Annotated in this window: 17 protein-coding genes and 1 other annotated feature; of the genes, 15 read left to right on the top strand and 2 right to left on the bottom strand. The window is 57.4% G+C overall.

Features of this window, described 5'->3' with window-relative positions:
* Positions 1-12 precede the first annotated feature (12 nt).
* The gene (ghoS, locus tag ACJ8IN_RS11490) at positions 13-312 is read right to left on the bottom strand and encodes a type V toxin-antitoxin system endoribonuclease antitoxin GhoS (protein ID WP_033646321.1); all 300 of its coding nucleotides are present in this window, start codon (positions 310-312) and stop codon (positions 13-15) included.
* Positions 313-421: 109 nt separating this feature from the next.
* Here ghoS and ACJ8IN_RS11485 point away from each other — a divergent pair, with 109 nt between their 5' ends.
* From ACJ8IN_RS11485 to ACJ8IN_RS11460, 6 genes are all read left to right on the top strand, one after another.
* Positions 422-1,087 carry a transglycosylase SLT domain-containing protein gene (locus tag ACJ8IN_RS11485; protein ID WP_004931439.1) on the top strand — a complete coding sequence of 222 codons (666 nt, stop codon included), beginning with the start codon at positions 422-424 and terminating at the stop codon, positions 1,085-1,087.
* 307 nt (positions 1,088-1,394) lie between these two features.
* Positions 1,395-2,120 carry a gluconate 2-dehydrogenase subunit 3 family protein gene (locus ACJ8IN_RS11480; protein WP_060424281.1) on the top strand — a complete coding sequence of 242 codons (726 nt, stop codon included), beginning with the start codon at positions 1,395-1,397 and terminating at the stop codon, positions 2,118-2,120.
* Positions 2,121-2,122: 2 nt separating this feature from the next.
* A complete protein-coding gene (locus ACJ8IN_RS11475; RefSeq protein WP_004931432.1) occupies positions 2,123-3,904 on the top strand; it encodes a GMC family oxidoreductase in 1,782 nt (593 codons plus the stop codon).
* A 12-nt stretch (positions 3,905-3,916) separates the two neighbouring features.
* A complete protein-coding gene (locus ACJ8IN_RS11470; protein ID WP_060424283.1) occupies positions 3,917-5,254 on the top strand; it encodes a c-type cytochrome in 1,338 nt (445 codons plus the stop codon).
* Positions 5,255-5,511: 257 nt separating this feature from the next.
* A complete protein-coding gene (locus tag ACJ8IN_RS11465) occupies positions 5,512-6,795 on the top strand; it encodes a serine/threonine protein kinase (protein WP_033638320.1) in 1,284 nt (427 codons plus the stop codon).
* A 150-nt stretch (positions 6,796-6,945) separates the two neighbouring features.
* A complete protein-coding gene (locus ACJ8IN_RS11460) occupies positions 6,946-8,079 on the top strand; it encodes an ABC transporter substrate-binding protein (protein ID WP_047567837.1) in 1,134 nt (377 codons plus the stop codon).
* 36 nt (positions 8,080-8,115) lie between these two features.
* On the opposite strand, the gene ACJ8IN_RS11455 is transcribed toward ACJ8IN_RS11460, so the two are convergent.
* Positions 8,116-8,805 carry a MarC family NAAT transporter gene (locus tag ACJ8IN_RS11455; protein ID WP_033646318.1) on the bottom strand — a complete coding sequence of 230 codons (690 nt, stop codon included), beginning with the start codon at positions 8,803-8,805 and terminating at the stop codon, positions 8,116-8,118.
* A 381-nt stretch (positions 8,806-9,186) separates the two neighbouring features.
* On the opposite strand from ACJ8IN_RS11455, the gene ACJ8IN_RS11450 reads away from it, so the two are divergent.
* The 9 genes from ACJ8IN_RS11450 (at position 9,187) to pheT (ending at position 18,288) form a co-directional block, all read left to right on the top strand.
* Positions 9,187-10,236: a hypothetical protein gene (locus tag ACJ8IN_RS11450; protein ID WP_039566428.1), complete on the top strand. Its 1,050-nt coding sequence runs from the start codon at positions 9,187-9,189 to the stop codon at positions 10,234-10,236.
* A gap of 239 nt (positions 10,237-10,475) precedes the next feature.
* The gene (locus tag ACJ8IN_RS11445; RefSeq protein WP_049234254.1) at positions 10,476-11,099 is read left to right on the top strand and encodes a hypothetical protein; all 624 of its coding nucleotides are present in this window, start codon (positions 10,476-10,478) and stop codon (positions 11,097-11,099) included.
* Between the two features lie 215 nt (positions 11,100-11,314).
* Positions 11,315-13,243 (top strand): threonine--tRNA ligase, encoded by a 1,929-nt coding sequence (gene thrS, locus ACJ8IN_RS11440; protein WP_025159696.1) that lies wholly within the window; start codon positions 11,315-11,317, stop codon positions 13,241-13,243.
* 3 nt (positions 13,244-13,246) lie between these two features.
* Positions 13,247-13,798 (top strand): translation initiation factor IF-3, encoded by a 552-nt coding sequence (infC, locus tag ACJ8IN_RS11435; protein WP_048233542.1) that lies wholly within the window; start codon positions 13,247-13,249, stop codon positions 13,796-13,798.
* A gap of 98 nt (positions 13,799-13,896) precedes the next feature.
* Positions 13,897-14,094, top strand: a complete 198-nt coding sequence (gene rpmI / locus ACJ8IN_RS11430; RefSeq protein WP_004931418.1) for a 50S ribosomal protein L35 — start codon at positions 13,897-13,899, stop codon at positions 14,092-14,094.
* Positions 14,095-14,137: 43 nt separating this feature from the next.
* Positions 14,138-14,494, top strand: a complete 357-nt coding sequence (gene rplT / locus ACJ8IN_RS11425) for a 50S ribosomal protein L20 (protein WP_004931417.1) — start codon at positions 14,138-14,140, stop codon at positions 14,492-14,494.
* A gap of 113 nt (positions 14,495-14,607) precedes the next feature.
* Positions 14,608-14,730, top strand: a sequence feature (Phe leader region).
* The gene (gene pheM / locus ACJ8IN_RS11420) at positions 14,612-14,656 is read left to right on the top strand and encodes a pheST operon leader peptide PheM (protein ID WP_121626058.1); all 45 of its coding nucleotides are present in this window, start codon (positions 14,612-14,614) and stop codon (positions 14,654-14,656) included. It overlaps the preceding feature by 45 nt.
* A gap of 172 nt (positions 14,731-14,902) precedes the next feature.
* Positions 14,903-15,886: a phenylalanine--tRNA ligase subunit alpha gene (pheS, locus tag ACJ8IN_RS11415; protein ID WP_060387686.1), complete on the top strand. Its 984-nt coding sequence runs from the start codon at positions 14,903-14,905 to the stop codon at positions 15,884-15,886.
* A 14-nt stretch (positions 15,887-15,900) separates the two neighbouring features.
* A complete protein-coding gene (pheT, locus tag ACJ8IN_RS11410) occupies positions 15,901-18,288 on the top strand; it encodes a phenylalanine--tRNA ligase subunit beta (protein ID WP_047567827.1) in 2,388 nt (795 codons plus the stop codon).
* The last annotated feature ends 4 nt before the right edge of the window (positions 18,289-18,292 follow it).

Here is an 18,292-nt window from a genome sequence, read left to right as displayed (position 1 = left end):
AGTTATAGCATTTTATGTATCAGTATGTAACCGCTGAAGGTAGTCCTTACAGGCGCATATCGCCACCTCCGGCTGTTTTCCCAATGCCAACTGGCCGAACCCCTGCGCCAGGCGCTGTACATCCTCTTGATCCAGCACGGTTATGAACGCAAAACTGTTGCTGCCGAGCTCATGGTGCACGCCATTTTCGTCTGTCACCGACGTGACAAAACCTTCGCGCGTCAATTGCCCGGTCAGCTTCGCCAGGTCGGTTAATCCCTCTTCCTGATAGCGAAAAGTCACCACAAAGCAGTTTGTTGCAGATTGACTCATAAATCACCTCTTGGTATATGGATAGCTTGAGATTAGCCCAAAAAATTACTGCAGGTGTCCTTACAAGTTGTATATGCTACGCAACTCATTGAAAGGAGTGAGGGATTCTGTGAAAACAAAAATAGGTTGCCTTACGGCAATTTTGCTTTTGTCGGGGTGCGCCAAAGATCCGCAAACGGCAAGCAATATTTCAGGCAGTGGCACAACGCGCGGCGGTTGGTTAAAACCCCCTCCGCAGGCACCGGTAAACCGCACAGGCACGCCGGTTGCCTATAACGATTACATTCGTCAGGCCGCCAGCAACTACGGCGTTGACGAAACGCTGATTAAAGCGATTATTCAGGTGGAGTCCGGGTTTAACCCGAACGTGGTCAGCACCTCGAACGCAGTGGGATTGATGCAGCTTAAGGCTTCTACCGCCGGCCGCGACGCCTATCGCATGAAAGGAAGAAGCGGGCAACCCAGCTCGCGTGAGCTGAAGGATCCGGCGGTCAATATTGATCTGGGAACGGCCTATATCAATATTCTTCAAAGCCAGCAGCTAGCCGGGATCAACAACCCACAGACTTTGCGTTATGCCACCATCGTTTCGTACGTGAATGGGGCGGGCGCCATGTTGCGTACCTTCTCATCGGACAAGCGCGTGGCGGTCAATCGCATCAATCAGATGAGCCCGGATGAGTTTTATCAGCACATCCAGAAAAAGCATCCGGCGCCACAGGCACCGCGCTATTTGTGGAAGGTGACCACCGCCTATCAGGCGATGTCGCAGTAACCCTCTCTCTTGTCGAATCGGCCGCTGAACGCGGCCGATTTTGTTTCCGGCACCGTTCCAGCGCGCGAGCTGCTTCTCATTTTTCGTTATTTCCTCACCGCTTATCGGAAAAACAGCACGAAAAGTTAAATTTACGTTAGCAGATAAATCTTTACGTTCATTCAATAAGTTACCGGTAACATTTTTGCACTTGGATGCATTCTGACCTTCAATAAATATACAAATAAGTAACAAATTATTTTAAAAACCCGTATCGATCGCAAGGTTGCGGTTAAATAGTTGTGACTATCTTTGGATGGAATGTGACATGTCGAATCATAAAACCAACAATTCGCGGCGCGATTTCTTGTTGAAATCGATGACCTTAATTCCTGCGGCGGTAATTGGTGGCAGCGGCGTTGGCGCGCTGACGGCACCGACACCGGCGGTCGCGGCCTCGAACACCACAACGCAGAACGATTACCAACCGACCTTTTTCACCCCGGAAGAGTGGGCCTTCATCAAGGCCGCCGTGGCGCGCCTGATCCCGGCCGACGAACGCGGCCCCGGCGCACTGGAAGCCGGCGTGCCGGAGTTTATCGATCGCCAGATGAATACCCCGTACGCCACCGGCGCCATCTGGTACATGCAGGGGCCGTTCAACCCCGATGTGCCGAAGGAGATGGGCTATCAGCTGCCGCTGGTACCCAAGCAAATCTACAACCTCGGCATCAGTGACGCCGACGCCTACAGCAAGAAAACCGCCGGCAAGCCCTTCGCCGAACTGGATGGCGCGCAGCAAGACGCCATGCTGCAAAAGTTCGAGTCCGGCGAGGCGGAGTTCCCGCAGCTGCCGTCGAAACTGTTCTTCTCCTATCTGCTGCAAAACACCCGCGAAGGTTTCTTCAGCGATCCCATCCATGGCGGCAACAAAGACATGGTGGGCTGGAAGCTGATTAATTTTCCGGGCGCGCGCGCCGATTTTATGGACTGGGTTGAGCGAGGGGAGCGTTATCCCTTCCCGCCGGTTTCGATTCGTGGGGAGAGGGGCTAAGCATGGCAACGGTAATGAAAAAAGTAGACGCGGTGATCGTCGGCTTCGGCTGGGTGGGCGCGATCATGGCCAAAGAGCTGACCGAGGCCGGCCTCAACGTGGTGGCGCTGGAGCGCGGCCCGATGCGCGACACCTATCCGGACGGGTCTTATCCGCAGGTGATCGACGAGCTGACCTATAACATCCGCCGCAAACTGTTCCAGGATCTGTCGAAAAGCACCGTCACCATTCGCCATAACAGCAGCCAGACCGCGGTGCCTTACCGCCAGCTGGCGGCGTTCCTGCCGGGCACCGGCGTCGGCGGCGCCGGTTTGCACTGGTCGGGCGTGCATTTCCGCGTCGATCCGATCGAACTGCGCATGCGCAGCCACTATGAAGAGCGCTACGGCAAAAACTTCATTCCGAAGGACATGACCATCCAGGACTTCGGCGTGACCTACGACGAGCTGGAACCGTTCTTCGACAAGGCGGAGAAAGTGTTCGGCACCTCCGGCACCGCCTGGACCATCAAAGGGCAGAAAGTGGCGCAGAAGGGCGGCAACCGCTTTGCGCCGGATCGCTCCGACGATTTCCCGCTGCCGGCGCAGAAAAATACCTACTCCGCCCAACTGTTCGAGAAAGCGGCGCTGGAGGTGGGTTACCACCCTTACAACCTGCCGTCCGCCAACACCTCGGACTCTTACACCAATCCGTACGGCGCGCAGATGGGCCCGTGCAACTTCTGCGGTTTCTGCAGCGGCTACGCCTGCTACATGTATTCCAAGGCCTCGCCGAACGTCAACATCTTGCCGGCGCTGCGCATGGAGAAACGCTTCGAGCTGCGCACCAACGCCAACGTGCTGAAGGTCAACCTGACCGACGACAAGTCCCGCGCCACCGGCGTGAACTACGTCGATGCGCAGGGGCGCGAGATTGAACAGCCGGCCGATCTGGTGATCCTGGGCGCGTTCCAGTTCCACAACGTGCATCTGATGCTGCTGTCCGGCATCGGCAAGCCTTACGATCCGGTGACCGGCGAGGGTGTGGTCGGGCGTAACTTCGCCTACCAGAACATGACCACCATCAAGGCGTTCTTCGATAAAGACGTGTTCACCAACCCGTTTATCGGCGCCGGCGGCAACGGCGTGGGCGTGGACGACTTCAACGCCGACAACTTCGACCATGCCAAAGAAGGCTTCGTCGGCGGTTCGCCGTTCTGGGTCAACCAGGCGGGCACCAAGCCGATCTCCGGTCTGCCGACGCCTCCGGGCACCCCGGCCTGGGGCAGCAAATGGAAAGCGGCGGTGGCGGATGCTTACACTCACCACGTTTCGATGGACGCCCACGGCGCACACCAGTCGTACCGCAACAACTATCTGGATCTCGATCCCAACTACAAGAACGTCTTTGGCCAGCCGCTGCTGCGCATGACGTTCGACTGGCAGGAGAACGACATCAAGATGGCGCAGTTCATGTACGACAAGATGGCGCCGATCGCCAAGGCGATGAACCCGAAACTGATCGCCGGCAGCCCGAAAAACGCCAACAGCCACTTCGACACCACCAGCTACCAGACCACCCACATGAACGGCGGCGCGGTGATGGGGGAAGATCCGAAGACCAGCGCGGTCAACCGCTATCTGCAGAGCTGGGACGTGCACAACGTGTTCTCGATCGGCGCATCGGCCTTCCCGCAGGGGCTGGGCTACAACCCGACCGGCACCGTGGCGGCGCTGGCTTACTGGTCTGCCCGCGCCATTCGCGAGCAGTATCTGAAAAACCCAGGCCCATTGGTGCAGGCATAAGGACGGCGAACGATGAAAGCATTTGTACCGGCACTGATTCTCAGTGCAGTGAGTTTTTCCGTTTGGGCGCAGGACGCCACCGTCAGCAGCGAGCTGATCAAGCGCGGTGAATACCTGGCGCGCGCCGGCGACTGCGTGGCCTGCCACACCGACGGCAAGAGCGGCAAAACCTTCGCCGGCGGCCTGGCGATGGAGACGCCGATCGGCACCATCTACTCCACCAACATCACGCCGGACAAGAAAACCGGCATCGGCGATTACAGCTTCGAGGATTTCGACAACGCGGTGCGTAAGGGCGTAGCCAAAAACGGCAGCACCCTGTATCCGGCGATGCCGTACCCGTCGTTCGCGCTGGTGAAAGAAGACGACATGCGCGCCATGTATGCCTATTTCATGCACGGCGTGCAGCCGGTGGAGCAGGCCAACAAGGATTCCGACATCCCGTGGCCGCTGTCGATGCGCTGGCCGCTGAGCATCTGGCGCGGCATGTTCGCGCCGTCGCCGGCGGACTTCGTCGCCGACGCCAAGGCCGACCCGATCATCGAGCGCGGCCGTTATCTGGTGGAGGGCCTGGGCCACTGCGGCGCCTGCCATACCCCGCGCAGCATCACCATGCAGGAAAAAGCGCTGAGCAACAGCGAAAGCGACGATTACCTGTCCGGCAGCAACGCGCCGATCGACGGCTGGGTGGCTTCCAGCCTGCGCGGTGATAACAAGGACGGCCTGGGCAGCTGGAGCGAAGCCGAGCTGACCGAGTTCCTGAAAACCGGCCGTAACGACAAGGCGATCGTATTCGGCGGCATGAGCGACGTGGTGGAGCACAGCCTGCAATACCTGAGCGATGACGATCTGACCGCTATCGCACGCTACCTGAAATCGCTGCCGCCGAAAGACGGCAAGCAGCAGGCGGCGCCGGTCGAAGACAGCGTGGCCAAGGATCTGTGGCGCGGTGACGACAGCAAGCCCGGCGCGGCGCTGTATGTCGATAACTGCGCGGCCTGCCACCGCACCGACGGGGTGGGTTACAAGCGCGCCTTCCCATCGCTGAAGGGCAATCCGGTGGTGCAGACCGAGGACGCGACCTCGCTGATCCACATCGTGCTGACCGGCAACACCACGCCGGCGGTGCAGGGGGCGGTGTCCAACATCACCATGCCGCCGTTCGGCTGGCGTCTGAACGATCAGCAGGTGGCGGACGTGGTGAACTTCATCCGCACCAGCTGGGGCAACAGCGCCAAACCGGTGAGCGCCTCCGACGTGGCCGACGTGCGTAAAGACCGCTCGATGATCCGCGACGAGAAGGAGATGGGCAGCGCCGAGGTGCCGGACCATCCGGACGCGAAGAAGTAAACCGTTTAAGGGCTCCGCAAGGGGCCCTTAGTTTTTACTGGGTGCGCCGGTTTTTTCAGCATTTTCTGTTCGCAAATCGTTCGTTCGGCCGATAAAACATAGACCCGCAACGGATTTTTCATTATCCTTTGCCGTCCTTTCACCAGGCGCAAGTATGAAATATCGCTTTAATTCACTGATTATTATTAAAAAATTCGCGGAGAAGGATATCCCGTTAGGCGCAATCGTTGGCGCCGCAGATTAAGGTAGACTGTCTCATGAGTACGATTTCTCCCGATTCAGGCACGCTGACGGCCGCTCAGCCCGCCAAATGGAACAAAACCGACACCGTCTGGATGTTCGGTCTCTATGCCACCGCGGTGGGCGCCGGCACGCTGTTCTTGCCGATCAACGCCGGCCTGAACGGCCCGCTGGTGCTGCTGTTGATGGCGCTGTTCGCTTTCCCGCTGACCTATTTGCCGCACCGCGCGCTCAGCCGCTTCGTGCTTTCCGGCTCCAGCCGCGACGGCAATATTCACGATGTGGTGGTCGAACACTTCGGCGTACTGGCCGGCAAAATCATCATGATGCTGTATCTGATGGCGTTCTTCCCGATCGTGCTGGTGTACAGCATTTCGATCACCAATGCGCTGGACAGCTTCCTGATCCACCAGTTCCACGTGGCGCCGCTGCCGCGCATCTGGCTGAGCCTGGCGGTGGTGGTGGTGCTCAATCTGGTGCTGCTGCGCGGCAAAGACAGCATCGTGGCGGCGATGGGCATGCTGGTGTTCCCGCTGTTGGTGTTCCTGATGGGCATTTCGCTGTACCTGATGCCGAGCTGGAATACCGCCAATTTCGTTCACGGCCTGGCCGCCACCCGCTTCGACACGCCGGGGCTGTGGCATTCGTTGTGGCTGGCGGTGCCGGTGATGGTGTTTTCCTTCAGCCATGCGCCGATCATCTCTTCCTTCGCCTCGACCCAGAAGAGCCTGTATGGCGATAAGGCGGAACGCCGCTGCGCGCGCATCATGCGCTACAGCTATGTGCTGATTTGCGTCACCGTGCTGTTCTTCGTGTTCAGCTGCGTGCTGAGTTTGTCCCATGAAGACATGCAGCAGGCGAAAGATCAGAACATCACGGTGCTGACCACCCTGGCCAACAAGTTTTCCAACCCGCTGATCGCCTATCTCGGCCCGGTGATGGCGATGCTGGCAATGGCGAAATCCTATCTCGGCACCTCGCTGGGGGTCACGGAGGGGGCGACCAGCCTGATCGACGGCGTCACGCGCGCGGTCGGCAAACCGCTCAGCTCGCGCATGACGCACCGCATCTCGGCGGTTTCGCTGTTCCTGCTCACCTGGGCGGCGACGGTGTGGAACCCCAGCGCGCTGCACATCATCGAAACCATCAGCGGCCCGCTGATTGCGGCTATCCTGTTTATCCTGCCGATGTACGCGGTGCGCGCGGTGCCGGCGATGCGCAAATACCGCGCGGCGAGCAACGTCTTCGTGCTGGTGATGGGCCTGATCGCGCTGTCGGCGCTGATTTACGGCCTGGTGTGATCCCCTGGGCGCGCCGCCTTCGGCGCGCCTCTCAATCCTGCGTTACACATCCCTTTGCAATTAATCGTCGGGTTGCCGGGCGTTATCTTTGATAATGCAAGCCATTCTCATTAGTATTTCCTGATTGCGTTCATGACTAAGGAGTCTTTCGTGCACCGTCGAATCACTTTGCCGGCGCTGATTTGCGCCGCCTTACTCGCCTCTCCGGCGATGGCCACCACCTATCCGCTGACCCTGACCGACACCTCCGGCCAGACGCTCACCCTCCAGCAAGAACCGAAACGTATCGTGGTGCAGGACGGGCGCGACATTCTCACGCTGGCGCTGCTCGATCGCGCCAACCCGTTCGGCCGGCTGGTGGCCTGGAATAACCTGCTGAAGAAAAGCGACGCGGCGACCTGGGATATCTTGCAGAGCAAATGGCCGGCGGCGAAAAACATCATCGATATGGGATTCAGCGACAAAGGTGAAGTGAATCTGGAGAGCGTGATCGCCAAGCGGCCCGATCTGATGATCGCCCAGCTGCGTTCCAAACCTTCGCTGAGCCAAACCGGCGTGCTGGATAAGCTTAAGGCGCTGAATGTGCCGGTGCTGTTTATCGACACCATGCTCAAGCCGGTGGAAAACACGCCGAAAAGCGTGACGCTGCTGGGGGAAACCCTCAACCGGGAAAGTGAAGCCAAGCAATATACCGATTATTATCAGCAGCATTATCAGGCCATTCTGGCCAAGACGCAGGCGGTGGAACCCAAGCCGCTGGTGTTCTTTGAAGCCAAGGCCGGCCTGAACGGGCTGGAGTCCTGCTGCTTCACCCATGCGCACGTCGGCTGGGGCGCGTTGGTGGAAGCGGTCGGCGCGCGCAACATCGGCTCTGCGCTGTTGCCGGGCGCGACCGGCGACGTGGCGCTGGAAAAGGTGATCGCCATGAAACCGGATGCCTACATCGTTTCCGGCTCGCAGTGGGCCAGCAAGACCAACGCCGCGGTGCCGTTCGGCTATGGCGTCACGCAGCAGCAGGTGGATGAGGCTTTCAATCGCATGAAACAGCGCCCGGGCTTCGCGCAGGTGTCGGCGGTGAAAGAAGGGCGGTTCTACGGCATCTACCATAACTTCTACAACCATCCGTACAACATTGTCGGGTTGGAGTATCTGGCGAAGTTTATCTATCCGGCGCAGTTCCCGGATCTGGATCCGGCCAAGACCTACAGCGAGATCCTCAGCCGCTTTACCGAAGTGCCGGAAGGCAAAGGCATTTTGGGCGCGCAGGCGCCGGCGGGGAAATAACGGCAACGGGCGCGATGACGCGCCCGTTTTTGATCTTTAAGCGGCGGCCGGCGTATAGGTGGAGATGATCTCCAGCACGCCGTTGATGATGAACTGCACGCCCATGCACACCAGCAGGAAGCCCATCAGGCGCGAGATCGCCTCGATGCCGCTTTTCCCCACCAAGCGCATGATGGCGCCGGAACTGAGCAGGCAGCCCCACAGGATCACCGCGACCGTCAGGAAGATGGCGACCGGCGCCACCGTCAGCACCCAGGGTTCAAAACCCAGCGTGTTATCTTTGACGCTCGAGGCTGAGCTGATGATCATCGCGATGGTGCCCGGCCCGGCGGTGCTCGGCATGGCGAGCGGCACGAAGGCGATGTTGGCCGAGGTCTTATGGCGCAGCTCGTGCGACTTGCTCTCCACCTCCGGCGCCTCATCGGCGCTTTGTTGCGGGAACAACATGCGGAAACCGATGAAGGCGACGATCAGGCCGCCGGCGATGCGCAGGCCGGGGATCGAAATGCCGAAGGTGTTCATCACCACCTGCCCGGCGTAAAACGCCACCGTCATGATGCAGAACACATAAACCGAGGCCATCAGCGACTGCTGATTACGCTCTTCGCGCGTCATATTGCCGGACAACCCGAGCAGCAACGCCACCGTGGTCAGCGGGTTGGCCAGCGGCAACAGCAGCACCAAACCCAGTCCGATGGCCTGGAATAACTGCAAAATACCCGTCATAAAAAACTCCCTGTGCAACGTTCAAGCCGCCACGCGGCGGCCCATGAGCTGAACAGCCTAGCCTGCCGTGCGCCTGGCGGCAATGGGGACAGCTCGTAACGTTCATTAACCGTCGGCCGGCGTTTTATCACTGCCGTTGCACTTGCCGGTGAGCTCCGGTCCATCCTCGCACCCCAGTGGCGCTTCATTGACCGCAATCGCCCGCGGCACCGAACGCTAGCCAAAATGCACCCGCCCATACAACGTCGCTAATACTGGGTACATATTATTAATTATTTTTAACTGTTTTTACCGTTTAACCGCTCAAGAGATTAAACACTTCTATCTCGTAAGGCTTTGTGGCATTTCTTCATAATCGAAAAGCTTAAAAGGAGTTTTACTATGGAAGTGGCAAAAGAATGGGTAGCGGCGAAAAAAATCTCCTGGGGCAGCGTCATCGGTGGTGTGATCACCGTATTGGCTGTTTCACTGTTGCTGTCGACGTTGGGCACCAGTTTGGGATTTTCCATCGTGGATCCGACATCAGACGATCCGATCAACGGAGCCGGTACCACCGTAGTGATTTGGTCCGCTGTTTCAATCATCATTAGCTTGGCTGCCGGCGCTTTTATTGCCGGACGTTTGGCTGCTAATGACGGCCTTATTCATGGCTTCCTGGTATGGGCTACGTCACTGATTGTGGCGGCGGTGTTGGGTGGAATGCTGGTCGGGTCTGCAGTGAAGGCCACCGGTAATGCGCTGGGTGCTATCGCTTCGACCTCTGGCAGTTTGCTTTCCGGCGCCGGTTCCGCGATTGGCAAAGGGGCAACCGGGTTGGCAGACGTGGGCGGTAAGGTGTTTGACAAGTTGGGTATCGACACCACGTTGGAACCTGAACAGCTGCATGGTGATGTGGTTACGGCGCTCAAAAAAAGTGGTATTCCGTCATTGCAGCCTGAATTCATGCAGCAACAGTTGAATGCGGCCAAGACTGATTTGGCAGACGCAGTAAAAGCCCTGGCACTTCAGCCTGACAATAGCGATGCGATTATTAAGCAACTGGTCGACAAGCTTAAAAAACATGGTGAGGCCATCTCGCAAGATGTGGATCAAGACACACTGAAAAAAGCTCTGGTTGAAAATACCAATATGACGCCGCAGGAAGTGGACCAGACGGTGAAGAATTTGGTCGACGCCAAAAATAAAACTGCGCAGCTGGTTAATCAGCGCTTGGATGAAGCCGAAGCAAAAATCAATCAGGCAAAACAGGAGTATGCTGAGCTGAAACAGAAGGCGCGCGAACAGGCTGCCGCGGCTGCGGACGAATTGTCTCGGGCTGCCCTGTGGTCATTCTTTGCGTTGTTGATTGGCGCAGTGGTCAGTGCATTGGCAGGCTTGTGGGGCGTTAACACCAATGCCCGACGTGTAACCGTATCATCTCCGCAGGCGTAATCTCCAGGCTCGTTTGCGCGTCTCGATGATATGGGGATGAGAGCCTGAAATACCGACGACGATGAAATGACAGCCAGGAAAGACTGGCGCCTACCCCGGCCATGTGCCGGGGTTTTTATTGTTTGCGGCGTGATTAATGACCACCTTAATCGCTGTGTAGGGTATTAGGCATCAATTGCCACGATCCCTGGGGACAGGTGGATAACATAGATGCGCTGTAAATAATAATGAGTGTGATTATGAAACAAGAACTGCATATTTTGCTGGGAAAAGCCGTTGCCTTTCTGCTCTACTGCGCTTTTTTGGCGGCCTTGGTCGGCCTGGTATTTATCGACGTACACTGGCTGCATAATTTCGTGCATGAAACCTCGCTGACCGAAGCGGCGCAGGAGCTGTTGCTGCTCGCCATCTCCGGCGGTTTCTTCGCCGTGGCCCGGCGGCAGGCTGAACGCCGCTCCGCCTGGATGCTGGTCGGCGGTTTCTTTCTCTGCATGCTGATCCGCGAGATGGATTTCGCCTTCGATGCGCTGTGGCACGGCGCCTGGGTGTGGTTCGCGCTGGCGGTCGCCTTGGCCTGCCTGGTGCATGCAGCGCGGCACATCGCGGCGACGGTGCGCGGCCTGGCCTATTTCGTGACGCATCCCGCCTACGGCATGATGTGCGCCGGCCTGCTGTGCATTCTGGTGTTTTCACGCCTGTTTGGCATGAGCGCGCTGTGGCAAACGCTGATGCTGGACGGCTACAACCGGGTGGTGAAAAACATGGTGGAAGAGGGGTGCGAACTGCTGGGCTACGGCCTGTGCCTGCTGGCCACCCTCAGCTACATGAAAACCGTTTTTGCGCCAGCTGACGCGAAAGCGTGAGGGCGGCGCTTTATTTATCCGGAACAATTTTAGTGATACTATTCGCTTAGCCGAATGTGGCTGAGAAGGTATGCGTTCCATTCTGTATACCCAGTGAGGTTTCAATCTGGCAATTGTGGGCGAGATCTGAAACCTGGCTGACCAAACCCAAAATCCAATTTTCGTACTGCATGTGATCTGTCGTGTGGGTCACCACTGTAGATAAGGAATTATTAATGCCTGTTATTACTCTTCCTGACGGTAGTCAGCGTCATTTCGATCACCCCGTTTCCCCGATGGATGTCGCGCGCGATATCGGCCCTGGCCTGGCGAAAGCCTGTATCGCCGGCCGCGTCAACGGCGAGCTGGTCGACGCCGGCGATCTGATCGAATCGGATGCGCAGCTGGCCATCATCACCATCAAAGATGAGGACGGCCTGGAAATCATGCGCCACTCCTGTGCTCACCTGCTGGGTCATGCGATCAAGCAGCTGTGGCCGGATACCAAAATGGCGATCGGTCCGGTGATCGACAACGGTTTCTATTATGACGTGGATATCGACCGCACCCTGACGCAGGAAGACCTGGATCTGCTGGAAAAGCGGATGCACGAGTTGGCCGATAAGGATTACGACGTCATCAAGAAGAAGGTCAGCTGGCAAGAAGCCCGCGACACCTTCGCTGAGCGCGGCGAAATCTACAAAGTGGCGATCCTGGATGAGAACATCAGCCATGACGATCGTCCTGGCCTGTACCACCACGAAGAATACGTCGACATGTGCCGCGGCCCGCACGTGCCGAACATGCGTTTCTGCCACCATTTCAAGCTGCAGAAAACCTCCGGCGCTTACTGGCGCGGCGACAGCAAAAACAAAATGCTGCAGCGTATCTACGGCACCGCCTGGGCAGACAAGAAGCAGTTGAACGCCTACCTGCAACGCCTGGAAGAAGCGGCCAAGCGCGATCACCGCAAGATCGGCAAACAGCTCGACCTGTATCATATGCAGGAAGAAGCGCCGGGCATGGTGTTCTGGCACAACGACGGTTGGACCATCTTCCGCGAGCTGGAAGCCTTCGTGCGCATGAAGCTCAAAGAGTACCAGTACCAGGAAGTGAAAGGTCCGTTCATGATGGACCGCGTGCTGTGGGAAAAAACCGGCCACTGGGAAAACTACAAAGACGCCATGTTCACCACCGCGTCGGAAAACCGCGAATACTGCATCAAGCCGATGAACTGCCCGGGCCACGTGCAGATCTTCAACCAGGGCCTGAAGTCGTACCGCGATTTGCCGCTGCGCATGGGCGAGTTCGGCAGCTGCCACCGCAACGAGCCATCGGGTTCCCTGCACGGCCTGATGCGCGTGCGCGGCTTCACGCAGGATGACGCCCACATCTTCTGTACGGAAGAACAGGTGCGCGCTGAAGTGAACGAATGCATCCGCATGGTGTATGACGTGTACGGCACTTTCGGCTTCGACAAGATCGCCGTCAAGCTGTCCACTCGCCCGGAAAAACGCATCGGCACCGACGACATGTGGACCCGTGCGGAAGAAGACCTGGCCGCCGCGCTGACCGAGAACGGCATTCCGTTTGAATATCAGCCGGGTGAGGGCGCCTTCTACGGACCGAAAATTGAATTTACCCTGCATGATTGTTTGGATCGCGCATGGCAATGTGGTACCGTGCAGCTCGATTTCTTCTTGCCGGGCCGTTTGGGCGCTTCGTATGTTGGCGAAAACAACGATCGCGTCGTGCCGGTAATGATTCACCGCGCCATTTTGGGCTCCATGGAACGTTTCATCGGTATCCTGACCGAAGAATACGCCGGGTTCTACCCGACCTGGATCGCTCCGGTGCAGGTGGTGGTGATGAATATCACCGACAGCCAGTCTGATTACGTCCAGCAATTGACCAAAAAACTGCAGGATGCAGGCATTCGCGTGAAAGCGGACTTGAGAAATGAGAAGATTGGCTTTAAAATTCGCGAACATACTTTACGTCGAGTCCCTTACATGTTGGTGTGCGGCGACAAAGAGGTCGAAGCAGGCAAAGTTGCCGTTCGTACCCGCCGTGGCAAAGACCTGGGAAGCCTGGACGTAAACGAAGTCGTAGACAAGCTGCTGAAAGAGATTCGCAGCCGTAGTCTTCATCAACTGGAGGAATAAAGTATTAAAGGCGGAAAACGAGTTCAACCGGCGCGTCCTAATCGCATTAACAGAGAAATTCGCGCGCAAGAAGTTCGCCTAACCGGCGTCGATGGCGAGCAGATTGGTATTGTCAGTCTGAATGAAGCTCTTGAAAAAGCTGAGGAAGCGGGCGTTGATTTAGTAGAAATCAGCCCAAATGCCGAACCGCCAGTTTGCCGAATCATGGATTACGGCAAATTCCTCTACGAGAAGAGCAAGTCGACGAAAGAACAGAAGAAGAAGCAAAAAGTTATCCAGGTCAAGGAAATCAAATTCCGTCCTGGCACCGATGATGGCGACTATCAGGTCAAACTACGCAACCTGATTCGCTTTCTGGAAGATGGCGATAAAGCCAAAATCACCCTGCGTTTCCGCGGGCGTGAGATGGCGCACCAGCAGATCGGTATGGAAGTGCTTAACCGCGTCCGTAAAGACCTGTGTGAAGATATGGATCTGGCAGTGGTCGAATCCTTCCCTACGAAGATCGAAGGCCGCCAGATGATTATGGTGCTCGCTCCTAAGAAGAAACAGTAAGGCTTACAAGTAATGGAACCCGCGCGGCGCTTGCGCTGTGTGGGTTTTATTCGCCCAACTGATTCGTTGTTTAACAATGCGAAGTGGATTTAATTAAAATGCCAAAGATTAAAACTGTACGTGGTGCAGCCAAGCGCTTCAAAAAAACCGGCAGCGGTGGTTTTAAGCGTAAACATGCCAACCTGCGTCATATTCTGACCAAAAAAGCAACCAAGCGTAAACGTCACCTGCGTCCGAAAGGCATGGTGTCTAAAAACGATCTGGTCCTGGTTACCGCGTGCCTGCCGTACGCATAAGCCATTTTTTTTGAATTTAGAATAAGACTTTAGGAGAGAGCATATGGCTCGCGTAAAACGTGGTGTAATTGCACGCGCACGTCACAAGAAAATTATGAAGCAGGCGAAAGGCTACTACGGTGCCCGTTCGCGCGTATATCGTGTTGCCTTCCAGGCAGTAATCAAAGCAGGCCAGTATGCTTACCGTGACCGTCGTCAACGTAAGCGTCAGTTCCGTCAGCTGTGGATTGCACGTATCAACGCAGCTGCTCGTCAGAACGGTCTGTCTTACAGCAAGTTCATCAACGGCTTGAAAAAAGCGTCGATCGAAATTGACCGTAAGATCCTGGCTGACATCGCAGTCTTCGACAAAGTGGCCTTCGGCGCACTGGTTGAGAAAGCGAAAGCAGCTCTGGCGTAAGTCAGTAGAAGAGGGAGCTTGCTCCCTCTTTTAATCTTTGTTTTCAGCGACAAATATTGACTTTCATTGTCCGCAGCTATATCACTGGTGGGCAATCATCGACAAGGTACCGCAATCATGCACGCAGCTATTTTTCGTTTCTTTTTTTACTTTAGCGCCTGATTTCAGGAGGCTTTGCGCGTAAGAAAAGAAACGAAAAGTAGCGCCTAAGCCTCCCTCGTGGAGGCTTTTTTGTTTTTGGCCATCGTCCCGCCTTGCAACGCGTTGCGGTGAGTACGGCTGGCGTTCAGCTCAGGTGAGCCGCCCGGCCGGCAACGCATTGAAAAGTCTTTGAAGATTGCTCAAAGGCGTGTTCGAATATAGATAACAATTACTTAGGGCCATCCCGGCCAGAGGAAGAGGAAAGCAATGCCACATCTCGCAGAGCTGGTTGCCAATGCCAAGGCAGCCGTAGAAGATGCCCAGGATGTTGCCGCGTTAGATTTGGTGCGCGTCGAATATTTTGGCAAGAAAGGTCATTTCACCTTGCAGATGCAGTCTCTGCGCGACGTCCCGGCGGAAGATCGTCCGGCGGCCGGCGCGGTGATCAACCTGGCCAAGCAGGAGGTGCAAGACGCCCTGAACGCGCGTAAGAACGCGCTGGAAAGCGCTGCGCTGAACGCGCGCCTGGCGGCTGAAACCATCGACGTCTCCCTGCCGGGCCGTCGCATGGAAAACGGCGGTCTGCATCCGGTGACCCGCACCATCGACCGTATCGAAACCTTCTTCGGCGAGCTGGGCTTCTCCGTTGCCACCGGCCCGGAGATTGAAGACGATTACCACAACTTCGACGCGCTGAACATTCCAGGGCATCACCCGGCGCGCGCCGACCACGATACTTTCTGGTTCGACGCCACGCGCCTGCTGCGCACCCAGACTTCCGGCGTGCAGATCCGCACCATGAAGAACCAGCAGCCGCCGATCCGCATCATTGCGCCGGGCCGCGTTTATCGTAACGACTACGATCAGACGCACACCCCGATGTTCCATCAGATGGAAGGGCTGATCGTCGATAAAGACATCAGTTTCACCAATCTGAAGGGCACGCTGCACGATTTCCTGAACAACTTCTTTGAAGAAGACCTGCAGGTTCGTTTCCGTCCGTCCTACTTCCCGTTCACCGAGCCGTCCGCTGAAGTGGACGTGATGGGCAAGAACGGCAAATGGCTGGAAGTGCTGGGCTGCGGCATGGTGCATCCGAACGTGCTGCGCAACGTGGGCATCGATCCGGAAGTTTACTCCGGCTTCGCCTTCGGTATGGGCATGGAGCGCCTGACGATGCTGCGTTACGGCGTCACCGACCTGCGCGCATTCTTCGAAAACGATCTGCGTTTCCTCAAACAGTTTAAGTAAGGCGGGAATATCACATGAAATTCAGTGAACTCTGGTTGCGCGAGTGGGTAAACCCGGCCATCAGCAGCGAAGCATTATCCGATCAAATCACCATGGCCGGCCTGGAAGTGGACGGCGTGGATCCGGTTGCCGGCGCGTTTAACGGTGTCGTCGTGGGCGAGGTGGTCGAGTGCGGTCAACATCCGAACGCCGACAAACTGCGCGTCACCAAGGTTAACGTAGGCGGCGATCGCCTGCTCGACATCGTCTGCGGCGCGCCAAACTGCCGTACCGGCCTGAAAGTGGCGGTCGCCACCGTGGGCGCGGTGCTGCCGGGCGACTTCAAAATCAAGGCCGCCAAGCTGCGCGGCGAACCTTCGGAAGGTATGCTGTGCTCGTTCTCCGAGCTGGGCATTTCCGACGATCATGACGGCATCATCGAGCTGCCGCTGGATGCGCCGATCGGCACCGACATCCGCGACTATCTGAAACTGAACGACAACACCATCGAGATCAGCGTCACGCCGAACCGCGCCGACTGCCTGGGCATCATCGGCGTCGCGCGCGACGTGGGCGTACTGAACCAGGTTGCGCTGACCGAGCCGGACATGAGCCCGGTGGCCGCCACCATCGACGCCACGCTGCCGATCCGCGTTGACGCGCCGCAGGCGTGCCCACGCTATCTGGGGCGCGTGGTGAAAGGTATCGATGTCAAGGCGCCAAGCCCGCTGTGGATGCGTGAAAAACTGCGTCGTTGCGGCATCCGTTCTATCGATGCCGTGGTAGACGTCACCAACTATGTGCTGCTGGAGCTTGGCCAGCCGATGCACGCTTTCGATCTGGGCCGCATCGACGGCGGCATCGTGGTGCGCATGGCGGAAGAAGGGGAAACCCTGACGCTGCTGGACGGCAACGAAGCCAAACTGAGCGCCGACACCTTAGTGATCGCCGATCATCAAAAAGCGTTGGCGATGGGCGGCATCTTCGGTGGCGAGCATTCCGGCGTCAACGGGGAAACTCAGGACGTGCTGCTGGAATGCGCCTTCTTCAGCCCGCTGTCGATCACCGGCCGTGCACGCCGTCACGGTCTGCACACCGATGCGTCTCACCGCTATGAGCGCGGCGTCGATCCGGCGCTGCAGTACAAAGCGATGGAGCGCGCCACGCGCCTGCTGCTCGACATCTGCGGCGGCCAGGCCGGCCCGGTTATCGACGTAACCCACGAAAACGAACTGCCGAAGCGCGCCACCATCACGCTGCGCCGCGAGAAGCTGGATCGTCTGATCGGCCACGTGGTGCCGAGCGAGCAGGTCAGCGACATTCTGCGCCGCCTGGGCTGCCAGGTGACCGAGCAGGGCGACAGCTGGCAAGCGGTCGCGCCGAGCTGGCGTTTCGATATGGAAATCGAAGAGGATCTGGTGGAAGAAGTGGCGCGCGTTTACGGCTACGACAACATCCCGGATGTGCCGGTGCGCGCCGATCTGGTGATGACCCAGCATCGCGAAGCCGATCTGACGCTCAAGCGCGTGAAGACCATGCTGGTCGATCACGGCTACCAGGAAGCGATCACCTACAGCTTCGTCGATCCGAAAGTGCAGGCGCTGCTGCACCCGAATGAAGAAGCGCTGATCCTGCCGAGCCCGATTTCGGTCGAAATGTCGGCGATGCGCCTGTCGCTGTGGACCGGTTTGCTGTCCGCGGTGGTGTATAACCAGAACCGTCAGCAGACGCGTCTGCGCCTGTTCGAAAGCGGCCTGCGCTTTGTGCCTGATAGTGCGGCAGATCTGGGTATTCGTCAGGACGTCATGCTGGCAGGCGTGATCGCCGGCCATACGCACGATGAGCATTGGGATCTGGCGCGCAAGCCCGTCGACTTCTATGATTTAAAAGGGGATCTGGAGTCTGTCCTCGAACTGACCGGTAAATTATCCGAAATTCAGTTCCGGGCGGAAGCCAATCCGGCCCTGCATCCAGGGCAGAGTGCGGCGATTTATTTACACGGCGAACGCGTAGGTTTCATCGGTGTGATTCACCCGGAACTTGAACGTAAACTGGATCTTAACGGCCGCACCGTGGTGTTTGAACTGGAGTGGAACAAGCTTGCGAGCCGCGCCGTGCCTCAGGCGCGGGAGATTTCGCGCTTCCCGGCAAACCGCCGTGATATCGCCGTTGTGGTGGCTGAAAACGTCCCCGCAGAAGATATTTTGGCCGAGTGTAAGAAAGTTGGCGCAAATCAGGTAGTTGGCGTAAACTTGTTTGACGTGTACCGTGGCAAGGGCGTGGCAGAAGGTGACAAGAGCCTGGCTATCAGTCTGGTATTGCAGGATACCGCTCGTACACTGGAAGAAGAGGAGATAGCCGCTACCGTTGCAAAATGCGTAGAGGCTCTAAAACAGCGATTCCAAGCATCCTTGAGGGATTGAACCT

Origin of the sequence: Serratia sp. CY31944, from assembly GCF_052169175.1 — a bacterium.
GTDB classification, from domain to species: Bacteria; Pseudomonadota; Gammaproteobacteria; order Enterobacterales; family Enterobacteriaceae; genus Serratia; species Serratia sarumanii.
This window is presented reverse-complemented; position numbering and strand designations above follow the sequence as displayed.